Raw genomic sequence first — 25,465 nt, forward strand, 5'->3', positions numbered from 1 at the left:
TTATGTTTAAGAAAGATAATTGGGATGAGATTTTACAAGCCTTAACGGCTAACGTTTTTAGAACGGTCCTAACTGCATTTGGAGTATTTTGGGGAATATTTATTTTGGTAATATTACTTGCAGCAGGAAAAGGTCTTGAAAACGGAGTTAAAAAAGGTTTCGACGGAATAGCGACAAATACTATGTTTATGTGGAGTCAAACCACATCAAAAGCATACAAAGGTTTGCCTAAAACACGTCGTTATGATTTTAGAAATAGTGATGTAGCATCATTAAGAGCCGCTTTTCCGGATTTGTTGTACGTTTCGCCAAGAAATCAATTAGGAAATTCTAACGACGGAACTAATAATGTGGTACGCGGTACAAAAACATCTGCTTTTTCTGTTTATGGAGATTATCCTGAACTGATTAAGCAACAGCCTATGGATATTATAAAAGGTCGTTTTGTAAATCAACAGGATATTGAGCAGAGAAGAAAGGTAGCGGTGATTGGAAAAGGTGTTATTAGCGAACTTTACGGAAAAGAAGAAGAAGCTGTTGGAACTTATGTAAAAATAAACGGAATCAACTTTATGGTAGTGGGAGTTTATAACTCTAAACAAACCGGCGGAAATGCAGAGGAAGAACAAAAGAATATATTTGTTCCCTTTACTACTTTTCAGCAGGCTTTTAATTATGGTGATAAAGTAGGGTGGATGGCTCTTACAGCAAGAGATGAAGTTTCTATCACGGAATTAAAACCAAAAATTTTAGAAGTCATAAAAGCCCTTCATTCTGTGCATCCAAAGGATGATCGCGCAGTTGGAAATTTTGATTTATACGAACAATTTGGTAAAGTGCAAAGTTTGTTTGATATCTTGAAAATCATTGCTTATTTTGTAGGATCTTTAGTGCTTATTTCAGGAGTAATCGGAATCTCGAATATTATGCTGATTGTAGTTAAAGAACGTACTAAAGAAATCGGAATTCGAAGAGCCCTAGGAGCAACGCCCGGAGCAATTAGAAGTCAGATTTTATCAGAATCTATATTTTTGACTATTATCTCAGGTATGTTCGGCGTTGCCGTAGCAACTGGGGTAATTGCGCTTCTTAATATGGCATTGGCATCGATGCCGCCAGGAAGTAATACTATGTTTGCGAACCCAAGCGTAGATTTAAGAGTTGTATTTGTTGCTTTATTAATATTAGTAGGATCAGGTTTGCTGGCAGGATTTATCCCGGCGCAGACTGCAATTAATGTAAAGCCTGTAGATGCTTTACGAACAGAATAAATTATCAATCAAAATATAATCGATTAAACCCAAAAACAAAATGAAAAAAGGAGTAACCGTAACCATTTTAATCTTTATTGCTATAGTTTTCTTTGGCGCACTATATTATTTATATGCTAAAAACCAAGAATCTCCAATTGTATTTCAAACTGAAAAAGCAGAGGTTAAAACAATCGTAAAAACGGCAATTGCAACCGGTAACATTCAACCTGATGAAGAAGTTCTAATCAAACCAAACATATCAGGGATTATAGAAGAAGTATATATTAAGGCAGGAGAAAAAATCAAAGCCGGAGATATGATCGCTAAAATTAGAGTTGTGGCTAACGTGTCTAATGTTAGTAACACTCAAAATCAGGTACAAACAGCTAAAATTGCTTTAGATAATCAGGAAAAAATCTATAAAAGACAAAAAACTTTGTTTGATAAAGATGTAATTTCTGCAAATGATTTTGATGCAGCTCAATTGGCTTACACACAAGCAAAACAAAATTATCTGGCAGCAAAACAAAGCTTGGATATCGTAAAAACAGGAACAACAACATCATTAGGAAATTATGCCAATACCTTAATTCGTTCAACGGTAAACGGAATGGTTTTAGCAGTTCCGGTGAAAGTTGGAAATCAGGTTATTGAAAGTAATAATTTTAATGAAGGAACTACAATTGCAAGTGTTGCAGATGTGGGAAGAATGATTTTTATTGGAAAAATTGATGAATCTGAAGTAGGTAAAATCAAAGAGAAAATGCCAATTGAAATTACAGTTGGAGCTATCGAAAACAAAAAATTCGAAGCATCTTTAACCGATATCGCGCCAAAAGGAGTGGTAGAAAATGGTGCAATTCAGTTTGAAATAAAAGCGAAATTAGAAAACAGAGATGATACTTTTATCAGAGCTGGTTTAAGTGCAAATGCTTCTATTATTTTAGAGAAAGCTGAAAAAGTAATGGCGATAAAAGAATCATTAGTTCAGTTTGATAAAAAAACACAAAAACCATACGTTGAAGTAGAAACAGCTGCTAAGAAATTTCAAAGAAGAGATTTGGTTTTAGGAGTGAGCGACGGAATTTACGTTCAGGTGAAAAGCGGGCTTAAAAGCACTGATAAAATCAAAATCTGGAATCAGGGTCTGATCAATGAAGGAGAGAAAAAGTAATTTGAAAGTATAAAGGAGTTTTTGGTTTTAAAAAATGTTAAATTTGCGTAGCATAGTTTTACTGCGCTTTCATTCAAAATATATGAAAATAAATAAATATAATAGTCTTGTTTTAGCCATGCTATTTGGGTTTGGATTATCATCTCAGGCACAATCGAAAAAATGGACATTAGAAGAATGTGTGCGCTATGCATTAGATAATAATATCACTATAAAATTATCAGAATTAGATGTTAAGAATGCAGCAATTGATAAAAAGGGTGCATTTGGTAATTATCTTCCGTCAGTAAGCGGAGACGCTTCTCACTCCTGGAATATTGGTCTTAACGTTAACCCTGTTACCAATATTGCGACAACTCAAACCACTCAATATTCTTCATTAGCAGTGAATGCCGGGGTCGATATTTATAAAGGTTTACAAAATCAAAATACATATCGAAGAGCTAAACTTTCTATTATAGCATCAAAATATCAATTATTGAAAATGCAGGAAGATATTTCTTTGAATGTGGCTAATGCATTTCTTGAAATTCTTTTTAATAAAGAAAATTTAAAAGTAAAAAAAGAGCAGTTATCTATCGATCAAAAACGTTTGGCGCGTTCTCAGGAAATGGTGAATGCAGGAACAATTCCGCGTGGCGATTTGTACGATTTAAAAGCTACTGAGGCAACTGATCAGCAGGCTATTATTGTTGCTGAAAACAGTTTGTTGATTTCTAAATTAAGTTTAGCACAACTTTTACAATTAAAAGAATTTGCAGATTTTGATGTTATAGACGACACAAACGCAAAAGATGAGAATAATATATTGGCGCAAACTCCGGTTGATATTTATAATAAAGCCAAAGAAATAAGAACAGAATTAAAACTGGCACAAACGAATCTTGAAGTTGCAGAGAAAAATGTAGCTATTGCAAGAGGAGCCTATCAGCCAACACTTAGAGGTTTTTATCAATTTAGTACAAGAGCCAGTTATAGTGACAGAATTATAGGAGTTGATGCTAATAACAATCCTATTTTAGCTGGTCCGCTTCCAATTTTGGATCAGTTTAGTGATAACAAAGGACATAATTTTGGTTTTCAGTTGAGTGTTCCTATTTTTAATGGTTTCTCAGTTAAAAATAATGTTGAGCGAAATAAAGTAAGTTTAGAGAAATCTAAAATAGATTTAGAGCAAAAAAGTTTAGATTTGCAACGTAACGTTTACACTGCTTTTACAGATGCAAAAGGCGCATTAAATGCCTACGAATCATCGACAGTAACTTTAGAAGCAAGACAACAGGCTTACAACTATGCAAAAGAAAAGTATGATGTAGGTTTGATGAACTCATTCGATTTTACACAGGCTCAAACATTGCTTACCAATGCACAGTCAGACGTTATTAGAACAAAATACGATTACATGTTTAAAATAAAAATACTTGAATTCTACTTTGGAATTCCGATTGTTCCAATTATCACAAAATAATTTATTATGTCAAAAAAAACAATTTATTTCTTACTAGGTGGTGCGGTAATCATTATTGCAGTTTTAATTGGTCTTTCGAAAGCAGGAGTAGTAGGGAATAAAGACGAAGGAAAAGAAGTAGAGGTTTCAAAAGTTGCCGCTTCAACTATTGTTGAAACAGTATCTGCAACAGGTAAAATTCAGCCCGAAATAGAGGTGAAACTTTCCTCTATGGTTTCCGGTGAAATTATTGCGCTAAATGTAAAAGAAGGACAAGTTGTAAAAAAAGGAGATTTACTGGTAAAGATAAATCCTGATTTATATACTTCCGGATTAGATCGTTCTGTGGCCAATTTATCAGGAACTAAAGCCGGATTGACACAATCTGAGGCAAGTTATAAAGAAGCAAAGGCAAATTACGAGCGTAATAAAACTTTGTATGATAAAGGTGTAATTTCAAAATCTGATTGGGACAAAGCCATTTCGACTTATGAAGTTGCAAAAGCAACAAGACAAAATGCTTATTATAATGTTCAGAGTGCTTCGGCATCAGTTACAGAAGCAAGAGATAATTTAGGCCGTACTTTAATTTATGCTCCTGCAGATGGAACCATTTCAGTTTTAAATGTTGAATTAGGTGAGCGTGTTTTGGGAACTCAGCAAATGGCGGGAACAGAACTTTTGAGAGTTGCAAACTTAAACAATATGGAAGTTGAAGTTGACGTAAATGAAAATGACATTGTAAAAGTAAAAATTGGAGACGAAGCAAATGTTGAAGTTGATGCTTATTTAAAAAAGAAATTCAGAGGTACTGTAACGAGTATTTCGAACTCTGCAAGCACAACCCTAACATCAGATCAGGTTACTAATTTTAAAGTAAAAGTTCGTATTTTAAAAGAATCATATCAGGATTTGTTAGAAGGTCAACCAAGTACTTACTCTCCGTTTAGACCAGGGATGACGGCAACTGTAGACATTATGACAAGAACTAAAAATAATGTTCTGGCCGTGCCAATTAGTGCTGTTGTTGTAAAATCAGATACTTCAGCTGTAAAAGAGGTTAAAATTGAGGAACCAAGTGATGATAAAAAACCAGCTCCAAAAAGCGATAAAAAATTCGAATGTGTTTTTGTCAAAGAAGGAGATAAAGCTAAAATCAGAGTTATTAAAACAGGTATTCAGGACGATACGAATATTGAAGTAATGACAGGATTAAAAGCGGGTGATGTAGTAATTACGGGACCTTATACAACGGTTTCTAAAGAACTGAATTCCGGTGATAAAGTCAAGCTTAAAAAAGCCGATTTACCTAAAAAATAAATAAAATATTCTAAAATAGTAATGTCATACTAAGCGAAATCAATAGAATAAAAAAGCCTTGATTTCGCTTACATTGATATAGAATTTGATACTCAGTATCAGATTTGAAATATAATAACATTAAAAAATTATCACATTGTCTTTTATCCTAAATATAGAAACAGCTACTAAAAATTGCTCAGTATCCATTGCTAAAAATGGAGCAACAATTATTTGTAAAGAAATTGCTGAAGAAGGCTATTCTCATGCCGAAAAACTGCATGTTTTTATAGAAGAAGTAATTGCCGAGGCAGGAATTTCGGTTCAGGATTTGGCTGCTATTGCCGTAAGTCAGGGGCCAGGTTCGTATACAGGTTTGCGAATTGGAGTTTCGGCAGCAAAAGGATTGTGTTTTGCTTTAAACCTTCCTTTAATTGCGGTTGATACTTTGCAGACTTTAGCTTCACAGGCCAAAGTTACTGACGGAAAAATTATTCCAATGCTGGACGCGAGAAGAATGGAAGTGTACAGTGAAGTTTTTAATGCCAATTTAGAGATAGAAAGAAAAATTGAAGCAGAAGTCATTACCGAAGATTCTTTTGCATCCTATACAGAAACGGTTTATTTTGTAGGTGATTGTGCTGAGAAATGCAAACCGGTTCTAACGAAAGCAAATTTCGTATTTTTAGAAAATATCAAATTTCCCTCAGCGGATGCAATGAGTAAAATCAGTTATGATAAGTATCAAAAAAGCGACACTGTAGATGTCGCTTATTTTGAACCGTATTATTTAAAAGATTTTATGATGGCACCTCCATCAAAAAAGCAATAATTTTATTTCTGAATTGTATAAGGCTGAATTGAAATTCCGGCTTCATCTAAAGCTACTTTGCAATTCTCTAAAGTATCTGAAACAACCGATCCGTAATTGGCATTGGTTGCCCACGGACGTACTGCAAAATCGATAGAAGCAGCCGTTAAATTCTTTACGAAAACTTCTGGAGCAGGCTTTTTAAGTACTTTAGGATTTTTGGTTAAAACTTCCAAAAGAACTTCTTTTGCCTTTTTGATATCTGAATCATAAGAAATTGAAAAAGTCAAATCAGCTTTTCGTTCTCCCTGCATAGAATAATTGATGATAGTTCCGTTAGACAAAGAACCATTGGGTACAAAAACAGTCTGGTTGTTGCCTGTAATCATTTTGGTAACAAAAATCTGAATTTCCGAAACCGTTGCAATAACTCCCTGCGCCTCGATCGTATCGCCTACTTTAAAAGGTTTGAAAACGATAATTAACATTCCACCCGCAAAATTAGAAAGAGATCCCTGCAATGATAAACCTACAGCAAGTCCCATTGCTCCTAAAATGGCAACAAATGAGGATGTCTCGATACCCAGTTTTGAAATAAAAGTAACAAATAATAAAATTCTAAGTGCCCATATCAAAATGTCTGAAAGAAATTTTGTTAAAGTAGGATCTAAATTTCTTTGTACCATTACCTTCGTAATGATCCTGTTTATTAATCTGATGGCATAGATACCAACAAATAAAATAATAAAGGCCGAAACTAATTTAAGAGAATAATCAACTAATACGTCAGCATATTTAGTAACATAATTGCTAACCTGATCTGGATTGAGGTTCATATTTTTTGAATAAAAAAACCTTCTCAAATGAGAAGGTATATTAATGCTGCAAATATAGATATATTTATTTTTATTAGAAAAAACGATCGCTTATTCCTTCGGAGGAATCGTATCGATAATTTCGTCTGTTGCAGTTTCCGTTTTTTCCGTTACATCTGCTGCAGTTTCTGTTACTATAGTTTTGGTTGTATCAGAAGCTTCTGTGGTTTTTTCTTTTACAGAATCGATTACTTCACTTAAAGAATCTGACGCTTTCTCTACATATTCGCTTACAATGTCTTTTGCCTTGTGCGCATATTCAGCAGCAGTGTCAAGGATGGGTTCGGAGGCTTCTTTTGCTTTTGCAATCGTTTCCTCAGCAAATGTTTCTGCTTTCTCAATATAAGGAGCAGCAGCTTCTTTAGCTTGTTCAAACTTAACTTCGGCCTCATTGGCCAAATCGGTAGTCGTTTCTTTGGCTGAGCCAAAGAAATTCTTGAAAAATGAAGATAATCCCATAGTTTTATATTGATTGGTTTAGAATACAATATTAAACTTTTTTATCACATAAAAACGGAATAATTTGTTGAAAATTAAGTAGATATGAATTCAATAAAAAAGCGCCTCATTTGAGACGCTTTTTATATTTATTCGAATACATTATTATGCATTTACAGCTTCTACTTTAATCGCTTCATCATTCAACATACTTTTTAGCATGTTTTCGATTCCGCTTTTTAAGGTAAAAGTAGAAGAAGGACAACCGCTGCAGGCACCTTGCAAAATTACTTTTACAGTTTTGTCATCTTCATTATAAGAGTCAAAAGCAATGTTTCCTCCGTCAGCCGCAACTGCCGGTTTCACATATTCTTCTAATATATTGATGATTTGTTGCGATGTTACATCTAATTTGTCAAATGCTTCATCTTTTGTAATGTCATTTTTAGTAGCCACTTCAATTAAACTTTCATCTAAAACAGTTCCTCCGTTCTCAATATATTGTTTGATAAAAGTTCTTACTTCTAAAGTAATTTCATCCCAATCGTTGATGTCATATTTAGTTACCGAAATATAGTTTTCATCAATAAAAACCTCTTTTACATAAGGAAATTTAAACAACTCTTTTGCCAATGGTGAAGAAGCAGTCTGGTCGATATTTTTATATTCGATAGCGTTTTTAGTCAACATTCTGCTTACCACAAATTTTAAAGCAGCAGGATTAGGAGTTGTTTCTCCGTAAACCGTAATAGGTTGTTTTTTTGGTGCGTTTTCATCTACTTTTATAATGATACCGCCTTTGTCTACGAAAGATGCAATTTGTTCAGCAACAGCATCTTTTACATCGTCCCATTCTACGATACTGTATCTTTCGATCGCAATAAAATTTCCTGAAATATAAACTGTTTTTACAAACGGAAGATAGAATAATTGTTGGGCTAAAGGTGATGCTTGCGCTTCATCGATATTTTTAAATTCAAAATTTTGATTTTTTGTAATGAAATCTTCAAATTCAAACTTTAGGATAGTTGGATTTTGGGTTTCCTTTATAGTGATTTTTGTCATGATTTGTAATTTTCTACAAATTTAGTAAAGTTATTTTCTACTAATACCTATATTTGATTTTTTAATAAAATAATTAAGACTCTTTTCAAATAAATCGTATTAAATTATGAGAGTCTAAAATTTACACCAACAAATTTGCCTTTATGAAATTTAGAATCAGGGTTTTATTTATTTTTTTAATCGTAACATCTTATTCCTATTCGCAAGAAGGAATACCTGTTTACTCCGATTATTTATCAGATAATTATTACTTGATTCACCCTTCAATGGCAGGTGCTGCTAACTGTGCTAAAATAAGATTAACGGCCAGAAAGCAATGGTTTGGTCAAGAAGATGCACCACAACTTCAAACCTTAACTTTTAATGGTAGAGTAGGCGAACGATCAGGGGCCGGAATTATTATTTTTAATGATGAAAATGGTTACCATTCACAAAAAGGCGTAAAGCTTACTTATGCGCACCATATTATGTTCTCCAGAGATGAAATTGACCTCAATCAGCTTTCATTTGGTATTAGCGGAGGAATAATTCAGAGTCAGCTGGATGAAACTAAATTTGGAGGAACTTTTGATCCCATTGTTTTTGGTCAGATTCAAAAGGATTCTTATTTTAATGTTGATGTTGGAGCCTCCTATAATTATCTTGATTTTTATGCCCATGCAACGGTTCAGGGATTGCTTGAAACCAGAAGAGAATTGTATACAGATTACGAAAGCGATAATGTTAGAAAGTTTTTGCTGAGTGCCGGATATGTTTTTGGTAAAAGCAATACTATTACCTGGGAGCCATCGTTTTTATTTCAGTTATTTGATAAAACAAAGGAAAAATCTATTGACCTGAACATGAAAGCTTATAAAAATATGGATTTTGGTAGCTTATGGGCTGCGTTATCGTATAGAAGAAGTTTTGATGGCGTACAATATAGTAAGTCAAATAACGGAATAGGGTCTCAAAAACTGCAATACATTACGCCTATAGTGGGTATAAATTATAAAAACTTTATGTTTGCTTATACCTATTCTCAGGTTACCGGCGATGTAAAATTTGACACTGGGGGATACCATCAAATTACTTTGGGAATCAATTTATTTTGTAAAAAGGAACGTTACGATTGTAATTGTCCGGCCATTAATTAAACTTTTATCATGCTTATTAAATCTGTAAACGGAAAAACACCTTCTATCCCGGAAGATTGTTATGTTGCTGAAAATGCGACAATTGTTGGTGATGTTGTTTTTGGTGATTCTTGCAGCGTCTGGTTCAATGCTGTAATTCGTGGTGATGTAAATTTTATTTCGATTGGAAATAAGGTAAACATTCAGGACGGAGCCATTATACATTGTACCTACCAAAAACACCCTACTATTATAGGAAATAATGTTTCGATTGGCCACAACGCGATCGTGCACGGATGTACGATTCATGACAATGTTTTGATTGGTATGGGCGCCATCGTAATGGATAATTGTGTTGTAGAAAGCAACTCAATTATTGCTGCGGGAGCGGTTATTACACAAAATACGATTGTACCTTCAGGAACTATCTATGCTGGTGTTCCGGCAAAAAAAGTGAAAGATATTGACCAGTCAGACTTTGCAGGCGAGATCGAACGTATTTCGAACAATTATGTAATGTATTCAGGTTGGTTTAAAAACGAACAGTAAGAATAAAATTCCAAAATAAAAATTCCAAATTCCAATAACGCTTCAGGCATTTTGGAATTTGGATTTTTTTTTGTTTTTGGAATTTAAAAAACTTACAAGTTGATTCTTTCGAAAAAAGCATTTTTATAGCTTTCGCTAATAGGGATTCGTTTATCGCTAATTAAAACTTTATTTTTCTGAATCGATTTTACATGTTTTATATTAATGATATAAGATCTGTGAATTCGCGAAAAACCTTTACTTGAAAGCAGGTTTTCCAGCTTTATTAAACTGATTAAAGTCAGCGTGAATTTATTATCTGTAGTGTAAATTTTGACATAATCTTTTAAACCTTCGATAAATAAAATATCCGAAAAATTCATTTTTACGTTTTCGTATTCTGCTCTTACAAACATAAAATCCTGTTCTAATTCAGGAGCAGTGGTGTTTTCAGAAATTGCCTGAATAGCTGTTGAAGGATTTAAAATCTGTTGTGCACGTACAACCGATTTTAAAAAACGATGAAACGGAATAGGTTTTACCAAATAATCTACAGCGCCCAGATTAAAACCTTCTACGGCGTAATCAGAAAAAGCAGTGGTAAAAATAACCAGAGGCTTTTTTTCGATTGTATTTAAAAAATCAATTCCGGAAAAATGCGGCATCTGAATGTCAAGAAAAATCAAATCAACATTATTTTGATTGATAAATGAAACGGCATCGATAGCATTATTAAAAGTACTAATGAGTTCAAGCGAATCTACCTTTCGAACAAAATCTTCTAATAGTTCTACCGCTAAAGGTTCGTCGTCTATAATTACACATTTCATTTGATGAAGTTTAAATTTAAAAAATCTTTTGGCAGTCAAAAGTAGTTTTAAACCAGTAAAATAAGTTCTAAAATTATCATAAAATACTGATTGAGCTTAAATTATCCGTTTACGGTAATCGTTTTGCTTAGCGTGTAACCGTCTGTAAGATTGCCTGTTAGTGTCGCTAATTCATTAGCTAAACTATCAGAAAATACGTTGTCTTTTGTGTTCGAAGTGTCGGCCTGACCATGAGCGGCATAGTTGGTACTCGAATACACGGTACTCGAAACGTTTTCTGGAAAAGCAATTTGAGTTACCAGTAATGATGAACCGCTACTGCTTAAAACTTCGACATGTACATGCGGTGCTCTGCCTTGATACCAACCCGGAAAAATTGAAAGAAACGATACTTCTCCTTTTGAATTTGAGGTTTGTCTGCCTCTTAGAAAATGAACCGAGGTATAATCAGTTTGTTGCATTGAGGTTCCGCCGTATTCTGAATAATTGCCATCTTTGTCGCAATGCCAGACATCGACCAAAACACCTGCCAATGGCGAGCAATTATTGTTTTTATTTTCGATGACTAAATTAATTAGCAAAGCAATTCCAATACGGTCAGATTTTATGTTTTCTAAAACTAACTGGCTTGGTGTTTTAATAGGAAACGGGCCTTTGGTTTCTGATGGCGAAACAGAGCAGCTTCCATCTCCGGATGCGTTCGTGTCAGCATCATCATGATCACTTTTAGAACATGATTCTAATAATTTTGAAGCCGTGGCCAGAGAAGCAATTCCTAAAATACTGTTTCGGATAAATTTTTTTCTGTCCATACTTCCTTATGTTTAATTTATGGCCGTTTGAATTTTATCTAATTTTAAATTCAAATGCACACGATAATAGTGATTGTCTTGTGTGATGTTCAATTCGTGTGCGTTTGGATAAAGCAAATCCAGTCGGTTTTGAATGTTTAGCAATCCAATTCCTGAGTTTTCAGGATCTTTAACATAGTTTTCAATTGTGTTTTCTATCCAGAAATCAAGGCTGTTTTCAAGAATAAAAATCTTGATTTTTACATGCGCGGCACCTTTGTAATCAGTCCCATATTTAAACGCATTTTCAACAAACGAAATGAGTAATAAAGGTTCGATAAACTTATTTCTGGTATCACCATGAACATTGATAACAATGTCTTCGATATTGTTGAGCCTTAGTTTTTGTAACTCTATGTAATTCTGGATATAGTTCACCTCTTTTTCTAAAGCCACCGTTTTATTATCTGTTTCGTAGAGCATATAGCGCATTAATTCTGATAACGTTACGATGGCATCAGGGACCAAATCAGATTTCTTGTGTGCCAGAGAATAAATACTATTTAAGGAATTGAATAAGAAGTGCGGATTGGTTTGTTTACGCAAATAAATCAATTCAGTATTCGTTCTGTGCGTTTCGGCAATTAATTTGTTTTGCTGGTTATTATAAAATTCTGTAAGTGTTCTGATAATAGCACTTATGGTAATAATTAAGATATAAAAAAACGAAGGCCCAATTTTGAAAAATAAAGGCTGTCTTGTTGCTAAAACTGCAGCCCTTACTCTTCGGCCTTTATACATTAATTTAAAATCTTCAGGCGGTATAGTGTGCATGATATTGCTTGGCTTTAATTGTCTTACCTGCGAAAAGTCAGGAATAAAATAATTAATCCTTATAATCATAAACAATAAAATAAGAGCAAATACGAATACAAAATACAGCCAGTATTTTTTTTCTAAAAGTAATACGGGAACCAAATAAAAGTAATTGAGATAGAACAGGATAATTCCTGTAGCCCATTGTACATAAAAATCATTGTTGATCCTGAACGGACTTTCGTAAAACTGAATTAATGAAGTCAGAATGAAGAAAATCCATATGATGCAATGAAATAAAATTTTATTTGAACTCGTATTTCTGATAGTATCTATTGTCATTTATAATTTAATTTTTAATAAAATTAAATCATTTTTGGTTACGGTTGGTGATATGTTCTGATTGAGTTTGTCTACTACTAAATGCGCGACCTTCAAGGCGTCACTTTCAGTAGTAAAACTTTTAGTGTCGCTTATTACCGGAATCACAGACTGCCTGATTATAATTTTATTTTTAAAAGCAATGGAATAACCCCAACCTGACGTAGTTCTAAAGGATTCCGTTTTAAATTTTTCATTTTTTACACAAGCAGTAAATAGTAAAACCGGTAAAAGCAACATTACATTCTTCCGGATTTTACTCCAGAAGAATTGTTTTTTATGATTAATTGTCGTCGTCACTTTGTTCGTCTAAAGGTTTAAACTCCCAGGCATCATCAAAATAGGTAGAACCTACTCTTCCAAGCATATAGAAACCACGATTATTAATGGCAAAACCAACTGCGTCTGTTCTGCTGGCACCTTCCATAGGGGTTCTTTCTACCCATAAATCTGTTGCCGGATTGTATTCCCAGGTTGTTTTTACGTTTTCTCCACCCACGATATATCCTAATCCGTTCATAGAGAAACTAGACGCGTTCGAACGAACAATGGCATATTCATCATTATACGTATAATCATCGTCTGTATCTTTATCGATGTCACGTTTTCTGGTCCATACCTCTGTAGCAGGGTCAAATTCCCAGAAATCTTCCTGATAAACCCCATTGTTAATTCCGGTTCCAAAATACACTTTATTAGCAATTACAAAAGCAGTAGCATTACGACGTTTGTTTCCGCTAAATCCGTTTACAAGCGTCCATGTATTGGTCTGGTCATTGTACTGATAAAAATCTTTAAGGTAATTTCCGTCATAACCGGTTCCAAAATAAGCTTTTCCTCCAGCCTGAAAACCTACCGCTGCATAACGTCCCGTTCCTCCAAAATCAGCTTTTTGGCTCCAGCTATTACTTGTAGGATCGTATTGATAAAAGTCTTTTAGTTTATTGGTTCCGTCGTAACCCAGACCAACATATCCTTTATCATTAAGTGTAAAACTAGACGCAGAACTTCTTCCAATTCCTGTAAAATCTGCTTTTTGTTCCCAATAATCTCCGGTAGAATTGTACGCCCATAAATCTTTTAGATAAACGTCGCCGGTATAACCTGTTGCTACATAAGCAAAATCTCCAATAACAAAACTCGTCGCACTAGATCTTGCAGGACCATCAAATGCCGATTTTTTAATCCAGTTTCCTATTAAATCATCGTCATCATCGTCTTTGCTGCAGCCTATAAAAAAGAGGCTCGAAAACAATGCCGCGAATAATATTCCTTTTTTCAAATTATTCATAGTGTATTAAATTTATTTATTGTTTGTATTTGATGCCAACTCCTAAAACGTAACCATTACCGGTATTAAAATCATAAACATTATGATTGTCGTTATCCTGCAGGTTGTATTTTTTATTAAAATCATATCCGGCTTTAAAATTTAAAAACCAGTTTTTGTCTACATTTCTTTCATATTCTAATGACGTCGTCATTTGCGATAAGCTTACTTTCGAGGCATTATTGTTTAGCGTGTTTTGCGGATCTAAATGATAAAAATTACCATTGAAATTGTTGTTTAGGCTAAACTTATTTCGAATATTATTAGAGTATGAAATTTTTGAATCCGGAAACCCAATTAATAAAGAACTTTGATGGTTTATTTGATAATTGAATCCTAATGTGGGCATGAATTTCGGTGTGCCAAAAACGGTTGTTCGGGCAACTCCAATACTAATAAATGTTTTTGAACTCAATTGCTGCTTAACTTTAAAGCTTCCTAAAAGCGAGAAATCATCAGTATTTAAATTACTTTGAAAATTTACCATTGGAGTAATCGAAAAATTCAGATGTGTTGTATTCGAGATTTCATGAGAAAACCCAAACCTGTTTTTGATCTGATTGAATTGATCCAATTGCTCGTACGCAGTATTGCTGCCTAATTCATGATTCACTTTCAAATTCGAATATTCTAATGTGTTTGTTATTTTATTCTTTGCACCTATGTTTTTGTTAAACGATATCCCAATATTGGTTTCGTTAAATTTAATTTTATCAGTAGGTTCTGTTTTTGCATTCGCACTTACTGAAAAGTTCTCCTGAGCTTTCATGCTGAAAATTGAAATCAAAAAAAACGAACAAATTAAAAACCTTGTTTTCATTACTTATTTATTGGTTCAAAAGTAGGTGGCTAGTGGTTTTAAAAAAAAGAAGATATATGTACGGTACTTTTTGATAGACTAAATGGCCCTTTTTAAGGCTGAATGAAGTATTTGACGGTATTGATGCATTGTAGATGTTTTTTTCCTTTTTATAGTCTAAAAACACGTGGCTGTATATGTTATAGTGTGGTGCAGGAGAGTGCAATTTATATTTGTTCAAAAAATTGAATATGCACAAGTTTATATTGATGTTGTTTTTGGCGGTTACCGTACTATCATGCGGAACTGATTCTGATGCCGGTGACTTTGTTGTAGGATCAGATTATCTTGCAGTGGGTAATAAAGTGATTTTAATTGATACTGTTACGGTCGAGATGTCTACAATAAATTTCGACTCGCTTATTACCTCCAGTCAAAAACGTATTTTGATTGGTAATTATGAAGATCCAATTTTTGGGAAAGTAAAATCGAACAGTTATTTTCAATTGGCAGGAACTTCCTATGTATTAAATAGTAGCGGTTCTGATACTGAAACGACCAATTATGTTTTTGATTCTATTTCGATGGTTCTAAAATATGATAACTATTATTATGGGGATACCACAAAAGTGCAAACTTTTAATATTCATCGACTCACTCAAAAAGTAAAACCGAATACTGAGGATAAAAGTTTCTATAACAATTCGGCTTTAACTTACAGCGATGAAAGTTTAGGAACGATATCGTATAAACCCAGGCCAATTGAAAAAGACTCGATCAATATTAAGATGAGTGATGCTTTTGGAGCTGCTCTTTTTCAGAAATTAAAGAAAAGGGAAATTACAGATTTTGATAGTTTTAATGAATATCTAAAAGGTTTTGTTCTTGTGCCGGAAACTTCAAATTCTGCGAGCGTTATAGGTTTTCACGTAGAAACAAGTAAAGTCAGACTGTATTACTCAAAATATCAGGCAGATACTGAAGAAGTCCCGTTTATATTAGATTTTACTATTACAGACCTCTCTAAACAATTTAACGCCATTTCATCTGATAAAACGGGAACTTTACTTGAAAATTTACCTGTCTCAAGCAGTAAGCTCTCAAGTGCATTAACAAACAGGCAGGGATTTATTCAGTCCGGTTCAGGTGTAGCTTGCAGGATCGATTTTCCAAATATTAAGCAGCTTAAAAAAATCGCAGCCAATGGAGCAATCGTAGACGCTAAAATTCTCCTGAAACCAGTAAGTAATACCTATTCTCAAAAATATCCGCTAGCCGATTCTTTAAAGATTTATATAGGTGATAATCTAAATAGATTAAGCGGTTTGTTATTGAATTCTGCGGGTAAAACAGTTTATGGTATTCTTAATAAAAAGAGTGATGAGTTTAATGAAAACATTGGATACACCATTCCTATTGGTACCTTTTTGCAGAAAGAAATGCTAAAAAATACAGACTCGAGATCTTCTCTGGTGCTCACATTGCCATCAATTTCTAAAGCCGTAGATCGAATTGTTTTAGGAGATCAGAAAAATTTAAATAATAAAATCCAGCTTAAAATTTATTACATCTCTTATTAAATGAAAAGTAAAATAATATATCTAAGTTGCTTCATGGTATTGTCGCTAACTTCGTTTTCGCAAAGTATTTCAAGTTCACCATATTCGTTATACGGATTAGGTAGTGTGTATGATGCTGATTTTGGTGTAATTCCGGCTATTGGTTCATCAGGAATTGCTTTGCCATCAGATACTTTTATAAATAACCTGAACCCCGCATCATTAGGCTATTTGCCTCAAAATCACTTTATGTTTGATATTGGCGGAAAAGCGATTTCTACAACTTATCAAAACAGTTCTAAAAGCGAAAGCCGTAATAATTTTCAGTTTTCGCATATTGCATTTGCTTTTCCGGTTACTAAAAATTCAGGATTTAGTGTGGCTTTAAAACCGTATTCAAGTGCTGCATTTAAAATTTCAAACTTAAAAATACCTATAGAAAATAGTCAGGATTATTACTATCTGACCGCTGCAGGTTCTGGCGGATTAAATAATTTTGATTTCTCATACGGATATCGATTGGGGAAAAAATTATCTGTGGGAGCATCGGCAGCTGTATTGTTTGGAAATACAAGTGATAACAGAAGTTTTTTGATCGAAAGTTCAGTTACGAGTATCCAGAAAAAGACCACTTATAACGGTTGGCGCGGTACATTGGGGGCGCAATATAAAATTGATTCTACTTTAACTGTTGCAACGACTTTTAAGCTCCCAACTCAAATTAAAGCTTCAAAGGTGCAAACGGTTGAGACGATTGCAGATGATGTTATTACTACAGTAGAGTCTAATGTGGCATCAGATACAGATGATTATTATATGCCTTTAGAAATGGGTATTGGGATTAGTAAACGATTTAAAAATAATCTGAACATGACATTAGATTATGAAAAAAGTTTATGGAGTAATAGTAACCAGTCTGAGTTATATGGCAATTTTGTGAATCAGGATCGATTTGCACTTGGGTTTACTTACAGATCTAAAAAAAATGTTCGAAAATATTGGGATAGAATTCAATACGCGACGGGTGTAAACTTCGATACTGGTTATCTTGAAGTCGACGGTAAACGAGTAAACAATGCGGCCATTTCGATCGGACTTTCTTTACCGCTTGAAAACACATATTCGGCTTTGAATATTTCGTATTCGTACGGACAAAAAGGAAGTATTTCAAATGATTTAATTAAAGAAAACTATCATAAGATATCTCTTAATTTATCATTAGACGGTATATGGTTTATTAAACGAAAAATAGATTAGGCTTAAAAGTCTTTTTCGATTACAGGATATTTATATTCTAAAATTGATTTTAAAACTTCAGGATTTGAATTGACATAAAATACAGGATCGCTTTTTTGATTGTCAGTAAAACCAACTTTATCGCGCAAAATATTTTGAGTTTGTCTCGCGACAGCTTCTCCGGAATCAATAATCTGAATGTGCTCCGGCAGTATTTTTTTTATCTGAGGAATTAGGTAAGGGTAGTGGCTACAACCCAAAACTAGGTAATCAATATTAGCATCGATCATAGGCTGTAAATACGATTCTAATAATTGAGTCATTTCAGGAGAATTCAAATTACCATCTTCAATAAGCTGAACAAGTCCGTAGCCCACTTGTTCGATTATTTTAGTGTTCTGGAACATTTCTGCTGTTTTATTGAAGAGTTCACTGTTCAGTGTTCCTTTTGTCGCTAAAATCCCAATTACCTGCGTTTTTGAGTTGTTAGCGGCTGGCTTTATAGCTGGTTCAATTCCTATAAACGGGATATCATAATCTGCACGAAGTTCTAATATCGCATTTGTTGTTGCGGTATTACAGGCAACGACAATAAGCTTGCAATTCATGTCAAGTAAAAAATCAACATTTTTTTTGCTCAGCGCTACAATCTCTTCTTTTGTTCTCTGACCATAAGGAGCATTTTTACTATCAGCTAAATAAATAGTTTGTTCGTTTGGAAGTAAGTCGTGAATGGCGTTCCAGATGGAAGTTCCTCCAATACCAGAATCAAAAACGCCTATAGGATTGTTATTCGTCATGCTGCAAATTTAGTGTTTTTTGAAATAAATAAGTATTCCAATTTACGTGAAATGTGCGAATATTTCGGTTTTTTAGTTTTAATTAAATGTAAAAAAAAACTGCTTAAATCTTTTACAGGTTTAAGCAGTTTTTTTTATTTTAAGAAATCTGTTTTTTAGAATCCTAAATCTTTTTTTACATCAGCAGTCAAGTTTGGACCGTCAGCTAATAAAAGAGTAGAACCATCTAATACATATTGGAAACCTTTAGCTTTTCCAACTTTTTGGATAGAAGTTCTAACTTTTTCCATTAATGGTTTAACGATGTCAGTTTCTTTTTGTTGTAATTCTTTTTGAGCGTTGTCTCTGTAATCAACAATTCTTTTTTGCATGTCCTGAACTTCTTTAGAACGCTCAGTGTTTACAGCATCAGTTACAGTTGTAGATTCAGTTTCATACTTTTTGATTTTTACTTGATATTCGTCAACCATTTTTTTGTATTCTGCATCGTATGTACCACTTAATTTTTGTAATTGGTTTTGTGCATCCAGCATTGCAGGCATTTTCGACATAATCTCGCTAACATCAACATGAGCTACCTTAGCTTGTGCGTTCATTGTGTTACTTGCTCCTAAAACTAAAATGGCAGCAATTAGTAAAGTTTTGATTTGTTTCATCATTTTTAAAAATATTAATTAATTATTGGTCGTATTTGATTTTTGTGCTTCGGCTTCTTTTGCTTTTTTAGCCGCTTCTCTTTCTTCTAAAATTTTCTTTCTTCTCTCTTCTAATTCTTTTTTACGTTCCTCGTAAAGCTTTTGTCTTTCTGCCGCTTTGTCTACTGCAGGTGTGGCTGTCGCTTCAGGTTTTGCTGTCGCATCAGTTTTAGCTGCTTCTGTTTTGGTAGCGTCAGTTTTGGCTGCTTCTGTTTTAGCAGGTTCAGAAACCGTGCCATTTTTTTTAGCTTCTCTTTCTGCAGCAATTGCTTTTCGTCTATCGTCGTATTCTTTTTTCTTAGCTTCTTGTTCTAAGCGTCTGTCTTCAATTAGTTTTTCTCTGGCAGCTCTCTTTTCATCTAATGCTTTTTGTCTGTCTGCCATTGCCGGATTTTCATCGATAGCATTTTCTATGCTTTCTTTGGCTTCCTGGTCTTTTAATTGTTTTTTAGTCAGTTGCTCACGCTTATCAGTTCGGTTTAAAACACGAATTACCTGATCGCTGATGTCAAATTTTTTATTGCTAAAAAGCATTGTCAAATCAGATGATTTATCAAACACGAAATCATAATTCTTAGCTTCGGCTATATCCTGAACCGCGGTAAAAACCTGGTCTTGTATAGGTTTTGCCAATGCAGCTTTTTGATGAATCAAGTTTCCGTTAGCTCCAAATTGTTTTTCCTGATAAGTCAGCATTTCATCTTCCTGAAACTTAATTTCTGTTTCTCTTTCATCAATAAGTTCTTTGGTAAGTAAAACTCTTTCGGCTTTAAGACCATCTTTAAGCTTACTGATGTCAAGTTTTTTGGCTTCTATATCTTGTTTCCACTTTTGAGCTTTTAACTCTAATTGAGCTTTAGCTTCTTTATAATCTGAAACATTTTCTAGAATATATTCCATGTCGATGTAGCCAATTCTGGTCGTTCTCGTTTGAGCCTGACTTGTATAGGCTACGATCAAAGCTGAAAATATAAATAAAAATTGTTTTCTCATAATATTAGTCTATTTGAAAATTTCAAACAAATGTACTAAAATTTCTACTAAAACTGTTGTCCAATAATAAAGTGAATTTCTTTACCATGTGCTTTAGTTTCTCCTGGTTGAGGATCGAAACCGTAACCCCAGTCAATACCTAATAATCCAAATGCTGGCATGAAAACACGTAATCCAACACCGGCAGAACGATAAAGATCAAATGGGTTATAATCTTTAAAAGTTGGGTATGATGAACCAGCTTCTAAAAAGGCCAACGCATAGATCGATGCAGATGATTTTAATGTAATTGGATAACGTAACTCCATAGAGAATTTGTTATAGATAGTTGCTCCAATTTGTTCATTTCTTGAATTTACAGGAGTTAATGAGTTATTTTCATAACCTCTTAATCCGATAGTTTCTCTACCATCCATTGAATAACTCTGCATTCCGTCTCCTCCTAAGTAGAAACGCTCAAATGGTACAACACCTCTTGTTTGATCATAAGCACCAAGGAATCCAAACTCTGTTAATGTTCTAAGAACTAATTTACCATACAGTTTAGTATACCAGTCTGCTTTAAATTTAATTTTATAGTACTCTAACCAGTTGTATTTCTTTTGATCGACTTTTCCCTGATCTGTATCTGCACTTGCGTAATCAGATCCAACACTTACAATTCCAGACTGACCATTTACTGTTTCTGTTTTTACGTAATCACCAGTGTTAAGAGGTTGCCCGTCTACACCTGAAGTAGGTGATCCTGTATATTGTGATTTGTATTCTTTTTCATTTTGTAAGTTTCCGTAATCAATTCCGTTAAATAAGGAATAAGGAGGAGTTACTTTTGCAGAAATACTAAAGTCTGAACCGTAAGTTGGGAATATCGGGTTAACCCCTTTATTACTTCTTGAAAGTCCAATTGTATATGCTAAGTTTCTTGATGCTCCGTTACCAAAAGTAAATAATCCTGTATTGTAATTATTTAAGTCATAATGTTGGTAACTCACAGATTGTGATAATACAAAATAATCATCCGGCACAGTAAGACGTTTTGCTAAACCTACTTGTAATGTTAAGATGTTAAAACTTTTGCTTTTATCTACACTTCTCGTAGCATAGTTGTTTAAGAATTGCTTACTGTAAGAGATAGATGAACTAAATTGTACAGGTTTTTTACCTCCAAACCATGGCTCTGAGAAAGAGATACTATACGTTTGGAAATAAGTACTTCCTTGTAAACGAAGAGATACTTTTTGTCCGTCACCCATTGGTAATGGTTTGTACGATTCTTTGTTGAATATATTTCTCGCAGAGAAGTTATTAAACGATAATCCTAAAGTTCCAATGAAACCTCCACCACCGTAACCTCCCTGAAGTTCGACCTGGCTAGATCCTTTTTCTACAACATGGTATTCGATATCAACCGTTCCTGCACTTGCATCAACATTTTTGAATTTTGGATCAATTGCTTCAGGATCAAAGAATCCTAATTGTCCAATCTCACGAATAGTTCTAACCAATTGTTCTTTACTGTACTTTTCTCCCGGCTTAGTTCTAAGCTCACGATAGATAACGTGGTCATTGGTTTTATCGTTTCCTACTACAGATATTTTATTAAAATAAGCAATAGGACCTTCTGTAACTCTAATTTCGAAATCAATAGTATCGTTTACTGTTTTTACCTCTACAGCATTGATATTAGAGAACAAATAACCATTGTTTTGGTATAAGTTTGTAATGTCTTCTGCATCAGGTTTTGTTTTGTCAGCGATACGTTTTTCAAGTAAAACTCCGTTATAGGTTTCTCCTTTTTTAATTCCTAAATAACGACTTAACAATTGATCCGGATAAACGGTGTTTCCAAGAAATTTAATATTACCAAAGTAATATTTGTTTCCTTCTTCCATCTTTATTTTGATGGCAAGCATATTTTTCTTCTTGTTATAAGTAACAGAATCATAAATAATACGGGCATCACGATATCCTTTTTCTTTATAAGTTGCAACAACTTTTTCTAAATCGGTTTTGTATTTTTCAGGAATAAACTTTGAAGATTTTAAAATACGCAACACATTTTTTTGCTTGGTATCTTTCATAGCTCCTCTTAATTGAGAGCTTGTAAGTTGCTTGTTACCAATGAAATCGATACTGCTAATTTTTACTTTATCACCTTTATCTACCCGAACGAGCATGTTTACGTGATGTCCGTTAACGGTATCAAGAGTATTTGTAATAGTAACTTTAGTATTATAGAAACCGTCTTTTTTGTACTTGTTTTCTATATAGTTTTTGGTTGTCGTAATTAAGTTTTCGTTGACAATTTTATTTTTGGTCAAATTGTTGTCTTTAATTAATCCTTCAACTTTACTTCTCTTAATACCAACGAATTTTACTTCGTTTAGCTTAGGAAGCTCAACAATATTAAGGTCTAAATAAATACTGTCATTGTCTATTTTATTGACGTAAAAGGCAATTTCATCAAAAAGCCCAAGTTTACCTAATTTTTTAATAGCGCCACTAATTTCTTCACCGGGTACGGCTATTTCTTGTCCTTTTTGAAGGCCAGAAAAGGTAACAACGGTTTGTTCATTGAAGCTTATTTTACCAACGACAGAAACTTTAGCAAGAATGTACTTTTTTCCTTGATCAAAAGGAACTCTTTCTTGTGCTTTTATTTGTGAAAAACTACCCAAAACAAGTAGGGTAAAGACTATTTGTATTCTTTTTTGTAACACTAAAAAATTATTTAATTTGTTCACTGGTTTTTCCAAATCTACGTTCTCTTTTTTGATAACTAATAATAGCCTCATATAAATCTTGGTCTTTAAAGTCAGGCCACAAGACATTAGTAAAATATAATTCTGCATAGGCGATTTGCCACAGCAAAAAATTACTTATTCTATGTTCTCCACTTGTTCTTATTAATAAATCTACGTCAGGTAAATTTTGCGTGTAAAGATGCTCATTTATAATTGAATCGTCAATAGCGTCTATTGAAATTATATTATTTTTAACTTTATTACTGATGATTCTTACGGCATTTACCAATTCTTCTCTTGATCCGTAACTTAAAGCCAGGGTTAGAGTAAGACGGGTATTATTTTTTGTCTTGTCCATTACATCTAAGAGCTCTTTTTGAGCTGATTTTGGTAATTTATCAAGGTTTCCAATTGCATTAAGTTTGATGTTGTTTTCCTGCAAAGTAACAAGCTCTTTTTTTAATGAATTGATTAATATTTTCATTAATGCTTCGACCTCTAATTTAGGACGATTCCAGTTTTCTGTAGAAAAAGCATATAACGTTAAATACTCAATACCAAGTTTGGCACAATTTGTAATTGTTTTTTTTACAGATTTTGTTCCGTTTTCATGACCAAATGCTCTTAAAAAACCTTGTTGTTTTGCCCAACGACCATTTCCGTCCATAATTATGGCCAAATGCTTGGGTAAGTTTGTTTGATCTATAGAGTCTAGTAAATTCATTTTATTAATATGCGCAATAGCAAGGTTTTTGTCCAAAGGTATAAGTTAAAGTGATACCTGAAAAGACATACCAGTCATTATTATTTAAATTTCCAAATTTTAATACGTTTGGACTATTAGTATTCGGGTTACTTCCGTCAATATTATCTGTAAAGGTGTAACGTGCTCCAACTTCGGCGCCTAAAACCCAGTGTGGTGCTATATTCGATTTTATACCTAATATAATAGGTATAGCAAGCGAACTTCCGTTTTGCTTTTGCATCACGTTTGGATTTGTTATGTTACGGTATAATTGATCATAAAGAAAAAAACTTAATCCCGAATATACATAAGGAGTAACTTTTGTATGATAATCATGCAGGTTAAAATCGAAAAAATTAAATTCTAAACCGGCAGACAGTTCTTTTATATCGTTTTTGAAACTAAAGCCTCTCAGATTTCTTCCTGTTTCTTTTGAATCCACATCATTTCCGGCTACAGTTGATTGTGTATACGAAAAGCGATACGCATGACGCGGACTTTTATTCCATTTATACAAAACTCCAAAAGCCAGTTTTTCAGGAGCAATATAAGTCGTACTTCCTACGTCACCAACAAAGTTACTTCCACCAAGAAAAACACCAATCTCATTGATTTGAGCATTTAGTGTGATAAAGGGGAAAAAACATAACAATAAATTAAAAATTTTCTTCATTTAATTCAAAATTGCGTGCAAATATAATAATTATCGATACGAATCAACGTTCCTTTAGTTAAATGTGCTTTTTTTTAAATTTACAATATGATTTTGAGACATTTAATGATGATTCGATACATGCAGAACGGCAAAATGTGGTATTATCGTATAGTAGTGAATCACAAAAGAACTTAATTTCTCTTATCTTCTCCCCAAAGTAACTTATTTCTAAGTGTTTTTAGGAAAGTTTCGCCTGGAATTTCGACCATTTTTATTTTAAAGTCTGTTTTGGTAATCGTTAAAACCGAATCGTTTTTTACCGAAGCAATTCTTGAATCTAACGAAACCAGATATTGGTCTTCTCTTCCGGAAACACGAAGTTTAATCTCTGTGTTATTTGGGATTACAAGGGGTCTGGCGTTTAAATTATGTGGTGCAATTGGTGTAATTACTAAGCTTTCTACATTTGGCGTTAAAATTGGGCCGCCACAACTTAAAGAATATCCGGTAGAACCGGTAGGTGTAGAAATAATCAATCCATCTGCCCAGTATGAATTTAAGTATTCATCATTTAAATACGTATCAACTGTAATCATCGATGTAGTATCTTTTCGGCTCACGGTTACTTCATTCATGGCAAAATTCAGATTCTCTTCAATTGCATCGTTTTTGGGGTCGCAAGCCAAGCTGAGTAAAGTTCTTTCAGAAATAGTATAGTTTTTATCAATTACAAACTGTAAAAAATTATCGATACTCTCTTTAGGAACCGTGGCCAGAAAACCTAATCTTCCTGCATTAATACCTAATATAGGAACGCCGGAATTACGAACTAAAGTAGCAGCTCTTAAAATAGTTCCGTCACCTCCAATACTAATCAGCATGTCAAAACTATCATCCAGCGATGTGCTCGACGAAAATGTTTGGTACTCCTTTTTTACGAGTTGCTTTTCATGAAGCATTTTTAGAAAGTTTTCTTCAATAACCATTTCGACATTATTGTTTTTGAAAAACAAAAAAATGTCTTTGATAATGGGTTCCGTACTGTTTTGATAATACTGTCCGTATATGGCTACTTTCATTCTTTAT

25 protein-coding genes are annotated in these 25,465 nt (G+C 33.6%); 9 read left to right on the forward strand and 16 right to left on the reverse strand.

Going from position 1 to position 25,465, the window contains the following annotated elements; genetic code table 11:
* Positions 1-2 precede the first annotated feature (2 nt).
* The 5 genes from L0669_RS08655 to tsaB all read left to right on the forward strand — a co-directional run bounded on the left by L0669_RS08655 (position 3) and on the right by tsaB (position 6,005).
* Positions 3-1,271, forward strand: coding sequence for an ABC transporter permease (locus tag L0669_RS08655; protein WP_173971028.1), 1,269 nt, complete (start codon positions 3-5; stop codon positions 1,269-1,271).
* Positions 1,272-1,311: 40 nt separating this feature from the next.
* Positions 1,312-2,427 (forward strand): efflux RND transporter periplasmic adaptor subunit, encoded by a 1,116-nt coding sequence (locus tag L0669_RS08660; RefSeq protein WP_173971027.1) that lies wholly within the window; start codon positions 1,312-1,314, stop codon positions 2,425-2,427.
* Between the two features lie 82 nt (positions 2,428-2,509).
* Entirely contained in the window at positions 2,510-3,895 is a 1,386-nt protein-coding gene (locus L0669_RS08665; RefSeq protein ID WP_263762794.1) for a TolC family protein, read from the forward strand.
* Positions 3,896-3,901: 6 nt separating this feature from the next.
* Positions 3,902-5,194, forward strand: a complete 1,293-nt coding sequence (locus L0669_RS08670; protein ID WP_263762796.1) for an efflux RND transporter periplasmic adaptor subunit — start codon at positions 3,902-3,904, stop codon at positions 5,192-5,194.
* 136 nt (positions 5,195-5,330) lie between these two features.
* Positions 5,331-6,005 carry a tRNA (adenosine(37)-N6)-threonylcarbamoyltransferase complex dimerization subunit type 1 TsaB gene (gene tsaB / locus L0669_RS08675; protein ID WP_263762798.1) on the forward strand — a complete coding sequence of 225 codons (675 nt, stop codon included), beginning with the start codon at positions 5,331-5,333 and terminating at the stop codon, positions 6,003-6,005.
* A 2-nt stretch (positions 6,006-6,007) separates the two neighbouring features.
* Here tsaB and L0669_RS08680 read toward each other — a convergent pair whose 3' ends face one another.
* From L0669_RS08680 to L0669_RS08690, 3 genes are all read right to left on the reverse strand, one after another.
* Positions 6,008-6,820 carry a mechanosensitive ion channel family protein gene (locus tag L0669_RS08680; RefSeq protein ID WP_173971023.1) on the reverse strand — a complete coding sequence of 271 codons (813 nt, stop codon included), beginning with the start codon at positions 6,818-6,820 and terminating at the stop codon, positions 6,008-6,010.
* A 90-nt stretch (positions 6,821-6,910) separates the two neighbouring features.
* Positions 6,911-7,318 (reverse strand): YtxH domain-containing protein, encoded by a 408-nt coding sequence (locus L0669_RS08685; RefSeq protein ID WP_263762800.1) that lies wholly within the window; start codon positions 7,316-7,318, stop codon positions 6,911-6,913.
* 144 nt (positions 7,319-7,462) lie between these two features.
* A complete protein-coding gene (locus tag L0669_RS08690) occupies positions 7,463-8,362 on the reverse strand; it encodes a NifU family protein (RefSeq protein ID WP_173971021.1) in 900 nt (299 codons plus the stop codon).
* Positions 8,363-8,505: 143 nt separating this feature from the next.
* Between L0669_RS08690 and L0669_RS08695 the strand changes: the two genes are divergently transcribed.
* Both L0669_RS08695 and L0669_RS08700 read left to right on the forward strand, forming a co-directional pair.
* A complete protein-coding gene (locus tag L0669_RS08695) occupies positions 8,506-9,498 on the forward strand; it encodes a PorP/SprF family type IX secretion system membrane protein (RefSeq protein ID WP_263762802.1) in 993 nt (330 codons plus the stop codon).
* Between the two features lie 9 nt (positions 9,499-9,507).
* Positions 9,508-10,026, forward strand: a complete 519-nt coding sequence (locus L0669_RS08700) for a gamma carbonic anhydrase family protein (protein WP_263762804.1) — start codon at positions 9,508-9,510, stop codon at positions 10,024-10,026.
* Positions 10,027-10,118: 92 nt separating this feature from the next.
* Here the strand turns inward: L0669_RS08700 and L0669_RS08705 are convergent, their stop codons facing one another.
* The 6 genes from L0669_RS08705 to L0669_RS08730 all read right to left on the reverse strand — a co-directional run bounded on the left by L0669_RS08705 (position 10,119) and on the right by L0669_RS08730 (position 14,922).
* A complete protein-coding gene (locus L0669_RS08705; protein ID WP_263762807.1) occupies positions 10,119-10,835 on the reverse strand; it encodes a LytR/AlgR family response regulator transcription factor in 717 nt (238 codons plus the stop codon).
* Between the two features lie 101 nt (positions 10,836-10,936).
* Entirely contained in the window at positions 10,937-11,647 is a 711-nt protein-coding gene (locus L0669_RS08710) for a dioxygenase family protein (protein WP_263762809.1), read from the reverse strand.
* Between the two features lie 12 nt (positions 11,648-11,659).
* The gene (locus tag L0669_RS08715; protein ID WP_263762811.1) at positions 11,660-12,784 is read right to left on the reverse strand and encodes a sensor histidine kinase; all 1,125 of its coding nucleotides are present in this window, start codon (positions 12,782-12,784) and stop codon (positions 11,660-11,662) included.
* On the reverse strand, positions 12,785-13,123 hold the full coding sequence (locus L0669_RS08720; protein WP_263762813.1) for a DUF4907 domain-containing protein: 339 nt from the start codon (positions 13,121-13,123) through the stop codon (positions 12,785-12,787). It abuts the gene before it with no gap.
* The gene (locus tag L0669_RS08725) at positions 13,107-14,114 is read right to left on the reverse strand and encodes a Kelch repeat-containing protein (RefSeq protein WP_263762814.1); all 1,008 of its coding nucleotides are present in this window, start codon (positions 14,112-14,114) and stop codon (positions 13,107-13,109) included. The genes L0669_RS08720 and L0669_RS08725 overlap by 17 nt, the downstream gene beginning before the upstream one ends.
* Positions 14,115-14,130: 16 nt before the next feature.
* Complete coding sequence (locus L0669_RS08730) at positions 14,131-14,922, reverse strand: DUF6268 family outer membrane beta-barrel protein (RefSeq protein WP_263762817.1); 792 nt, start codon at positions 14,920-14,922, stop codon at positions 14,131-14,133.
* Positions 14,923-15,203: 281 nt separating this feature from the next.
* Here L0669_RS08730 and L0669_RS08735 point away from each other — a divergent pair, with 281 nt between their 5' ends.
* A complete protein-coding gene (locus L0669_RS08735) occupies positions 15,204-16,532 on the forward strand; it encodes a DUF4270 domain-containing protein (protein ID WP_263762819.1) in 1,329 nt (442 codons plus the stop codon).
* Positions 16,533-17,768, forward strand: a complete 1,236-nt coding sequence (gene bamG, locus L0669_RS08740; protein WP_263762822.1) for a BamG family beta-barrel-assembly machinery protein — start codon at positions 16,533-16,535, stop codon at positions 17,766-17,768.
* 2 nt (positions 17,769-17,770) lie between these two features.
* Here bamG and murI read toward each other — a convergent pair whose 3' ends face one another.
* The 7 genes from murI to L0669_RS08775 all read right to left on the reverse strand — a co-directional run bounded on the left by murI (position 17,771) and on the right by L0669_RS08775 (position 25,458).
* Positions 17,771-18,547: a glutamate racemase gene (gene murI / locus L0669_RS08745; protein WP_263762824.1), complete on the reverse strand. Its 777-nt coding sequence runs from the start codon at positions 18,545-18,547 to the stop codon at positions 17,771-17,773.
* Between the two features lie 155 nt (positions 18,548-18,702).
* Positions 18,703-19,206 (reverse strand): OmpH/Skp family outer membrane protein, encoded by a 504-nt coding sequence (locus L0669_RS08750; RefSeq protein WP_173972208.1) that lies wholly within the window; start codon positions 19,204-19,206, stop codon positions 18,703-18,705.
* Between the two features lie 15 nt (positions 19,207-19,221).
* Positions 19,222-20,235 (reverse strand): OmpH/Skp family outer membrane protein, encoded by a 1,014-nt coding sequence (locus L0669_RS08755; protein ID WP_263762827.1) that lies wholly within the window; start codon positions 20,233-20,235, stop codon positions 19,222-19,224.
* Positions 20,236-20,282: 47 nt separating this feature from the next.
* On the reverse strand, positions 20,283-23,030 hold the full coding sequence (locus L0669_RS08760; RefSeq protein WP_263762829.1) for a BamA/OMP85 family outer membrane protein: 2,748 nt from the start codon (positions 23,028-23,030) through the stop codon (positions 20,283-20,285).
* On the reverse strand, positions 22,963-23,703 hold the full coding sequence (locus L0669_RS08765) for an isoprenyl transferase (protein WP_173972226.1): 741 nt from the start codon (positions 23,701-23,703) through the stop codon (positions 22,963-22,965). The genes L0669_RS08760 and L0669_RS08765 overlap by 68 nt, the downstream gene beginning before the upstream one ends.
* A gap of 4 nt (positions 23,704-23,707) precedes the next feature.
* The gene (porG, locus tag L0669_RS08770; RefSeq protein WP_263762831.1) at positions 23,708-24,397 is read right to left on the reverse strand and encodes a type IX secretion system protein PorG; all 690 of its coding nucleotides are present in this window, start codon (positions 24,395-24,397) and stop codon (positions 23,708-23,710) included.
* 173 nt (positions 24,398-24,570) lie between these two features.
* The gene (locus tag L0669_RS08775; protein ID WP_173972212.1) at positions 24,571-25,458 is read right to left on the reverse strand and encodes an NAD kinase; all 888 of its coding nucleotides are present in this window, start codon (positions 25,456-25,458) and stop codon (positions 24,571-24,573) included.
* Between the last annotated feature and the right edge of the window lie 7 nt (positions 25,459-25,465).

Origin of the sequence: Flavobacterium bizetiae, from assembly GCF_024271895.1 — a bacterium.
GTDB lineage: Bacteria > Bacteroidota > Bacteroidia > Flavobacteriales > Flavobacteriaceae > Flavobacterium > Flavobacterium bizetiae.

Coding starts and splice junctions, on each gene's coding strand:
- L0669_RS08750 (WP_173972208.1), bottom strand. CDS start 19,206: ATGATGAAACAAATCAAAACTTTACTAATTGCTGCCATTTTAGTTTTA.
- L0669_RS08690 (WP_173971021.1), bottom strand. CDS start 8,362: ATGACAAAAATCACTATAAAGGAAACCCAAAATCCAACTATCCTAAAG.
- L0669_RS08765 (WP_173972226.1), bottom strand. CDS start 23,703: ATGAATTTACTAGACTCTATAGATCAAACAAACTTACCCAAGCATTTG.
- L0669_RS08665 (WP_263762794.1), top strand. CDS start 2,510: ATGAAAATAAATAAATATAATAGTCTTGTTTTAGCCATGCTATTTGGG.
- porG (WP_263762831.1), bottom strand. CDS start 24,397: ATGAAGAAAATTTTTAATTTATTGTTATGTTTTTTCCCCTTTATCACA.
- L0669_RS08705 (WP_263762807.1), bottom strand. CDS start 10,835: ATGAAATGTGTAATTATAGACGACGAACCTTTAGCGGTAGAACTATTA.
- bamG (WP_263762822.1), top strand. CDS start 16,533: ATGAAAAGTAAAATAATATATCTAAGTTGCTTCATGGTATTGTCGCTA.
- L0669_RS08715 (WP_263762811.1), bottom strand. CDS start 12,784: ATGACAATAGATACTATCAGAAATACGAGTTCAAATAAAATTTTATTT.
- L0669_RS08700 (WP_263762804.1), top strand. CDS start 9,508: ATGCTTATTAAATCTGTAAACGGAAAAACACCTTCTATCCCGGAAGAT.
- L0669_RS08725 (WP_263762814.1), bottom strand. CDS start 14,114: ATGAATAATTTGAAAAAAGGAATATTATTCGCGGCATTGTTTTCGAGC.
- L0669_RS08695 (WP_263762802.1), top strand. CDS start 8,506: ATGAAATTTAGAATCAGGGTTTTATTTATTTTTTTAATCGTAACATCT.
- L0669_RS08655 (WP_173971028.1), top strand. CDS start 3: ATGTTTAAGAAAGATAATTGGGATGAGATTTTACAAGCCTTAACGGCT.
- L0669_RS08685 (WP_263762800.1), bottom strand. CDS start 7,318: ATGGGATTATCTTCATTTTTCAAGAATTTCTTTGGCTCAGCCAAAGAA.
- L0669_RS08670 (WP_263762796.1), top strand. CDS start 3,902: ATGTCAAAAAAAACAATTTATTTCTTACTAGGTGGTGCGGTAATCATT.
- L0669_RS08680 (WP_173971023.1), bottom strand. CDS start 6,820: ATGAACCTCAATCCAGATCAGGTTAGCAATTATGTTACTAAATATGCT.
- L0669_RS08660 (WP_173971027.1), top strand. CDS start 1,312: ATGAAAAAAGGAGTAACCGTAACCATTTTAATCTTTATTGCTATAGTT.
- L0669_RS08755 (WP_263762827.1), bottom strand. CDS start 20,235: ATGAGAAAACAATTTTTATTTATATTTTCAGCTTTGATCGTAGCCTAT.
- L0669_RS08730 (WP_263762817.1), bottom strand. CDS start 14,922: ATGAAAGCTCAGGAGAACTTTTCAGTAAGTGCGAATGCAAAAACAGAA.
- L0669_RS08775 (WP_173972212.1), bottom strand. CDS start 25,458: ATGAAAGTAGCCATATACGGACAGTATTATCAAAACAGTACGGAACCC.
- L0669_RS08735 (WP_263762819.1), top strand. CDS start 15,204: ATGCACAAGTTTATATTGATGTTGTTTTTGGCGGTTACCGTACTATCA.
- L0669_RS08710 (WP_263762809.1), bottom strand. CDS start 11,647: ATGGACAGAAAAAAATTTATCCGAAACAGTATTTTAGGAATTGCTTCT.
- L0669_RS08760 (WP_263762829.1), bottom strand. CDS start 23,030: ATGAGGCTATTATTAGTTATCAAAAAAGAGAACGTAGATTTGGAAAAA.
- murI (WP_263762824.1), bottom strand. CDS start 18,547: ATGACGAATAACAATCCTATAGGCGTTTTTGATTCTGGTATTGGAGGA.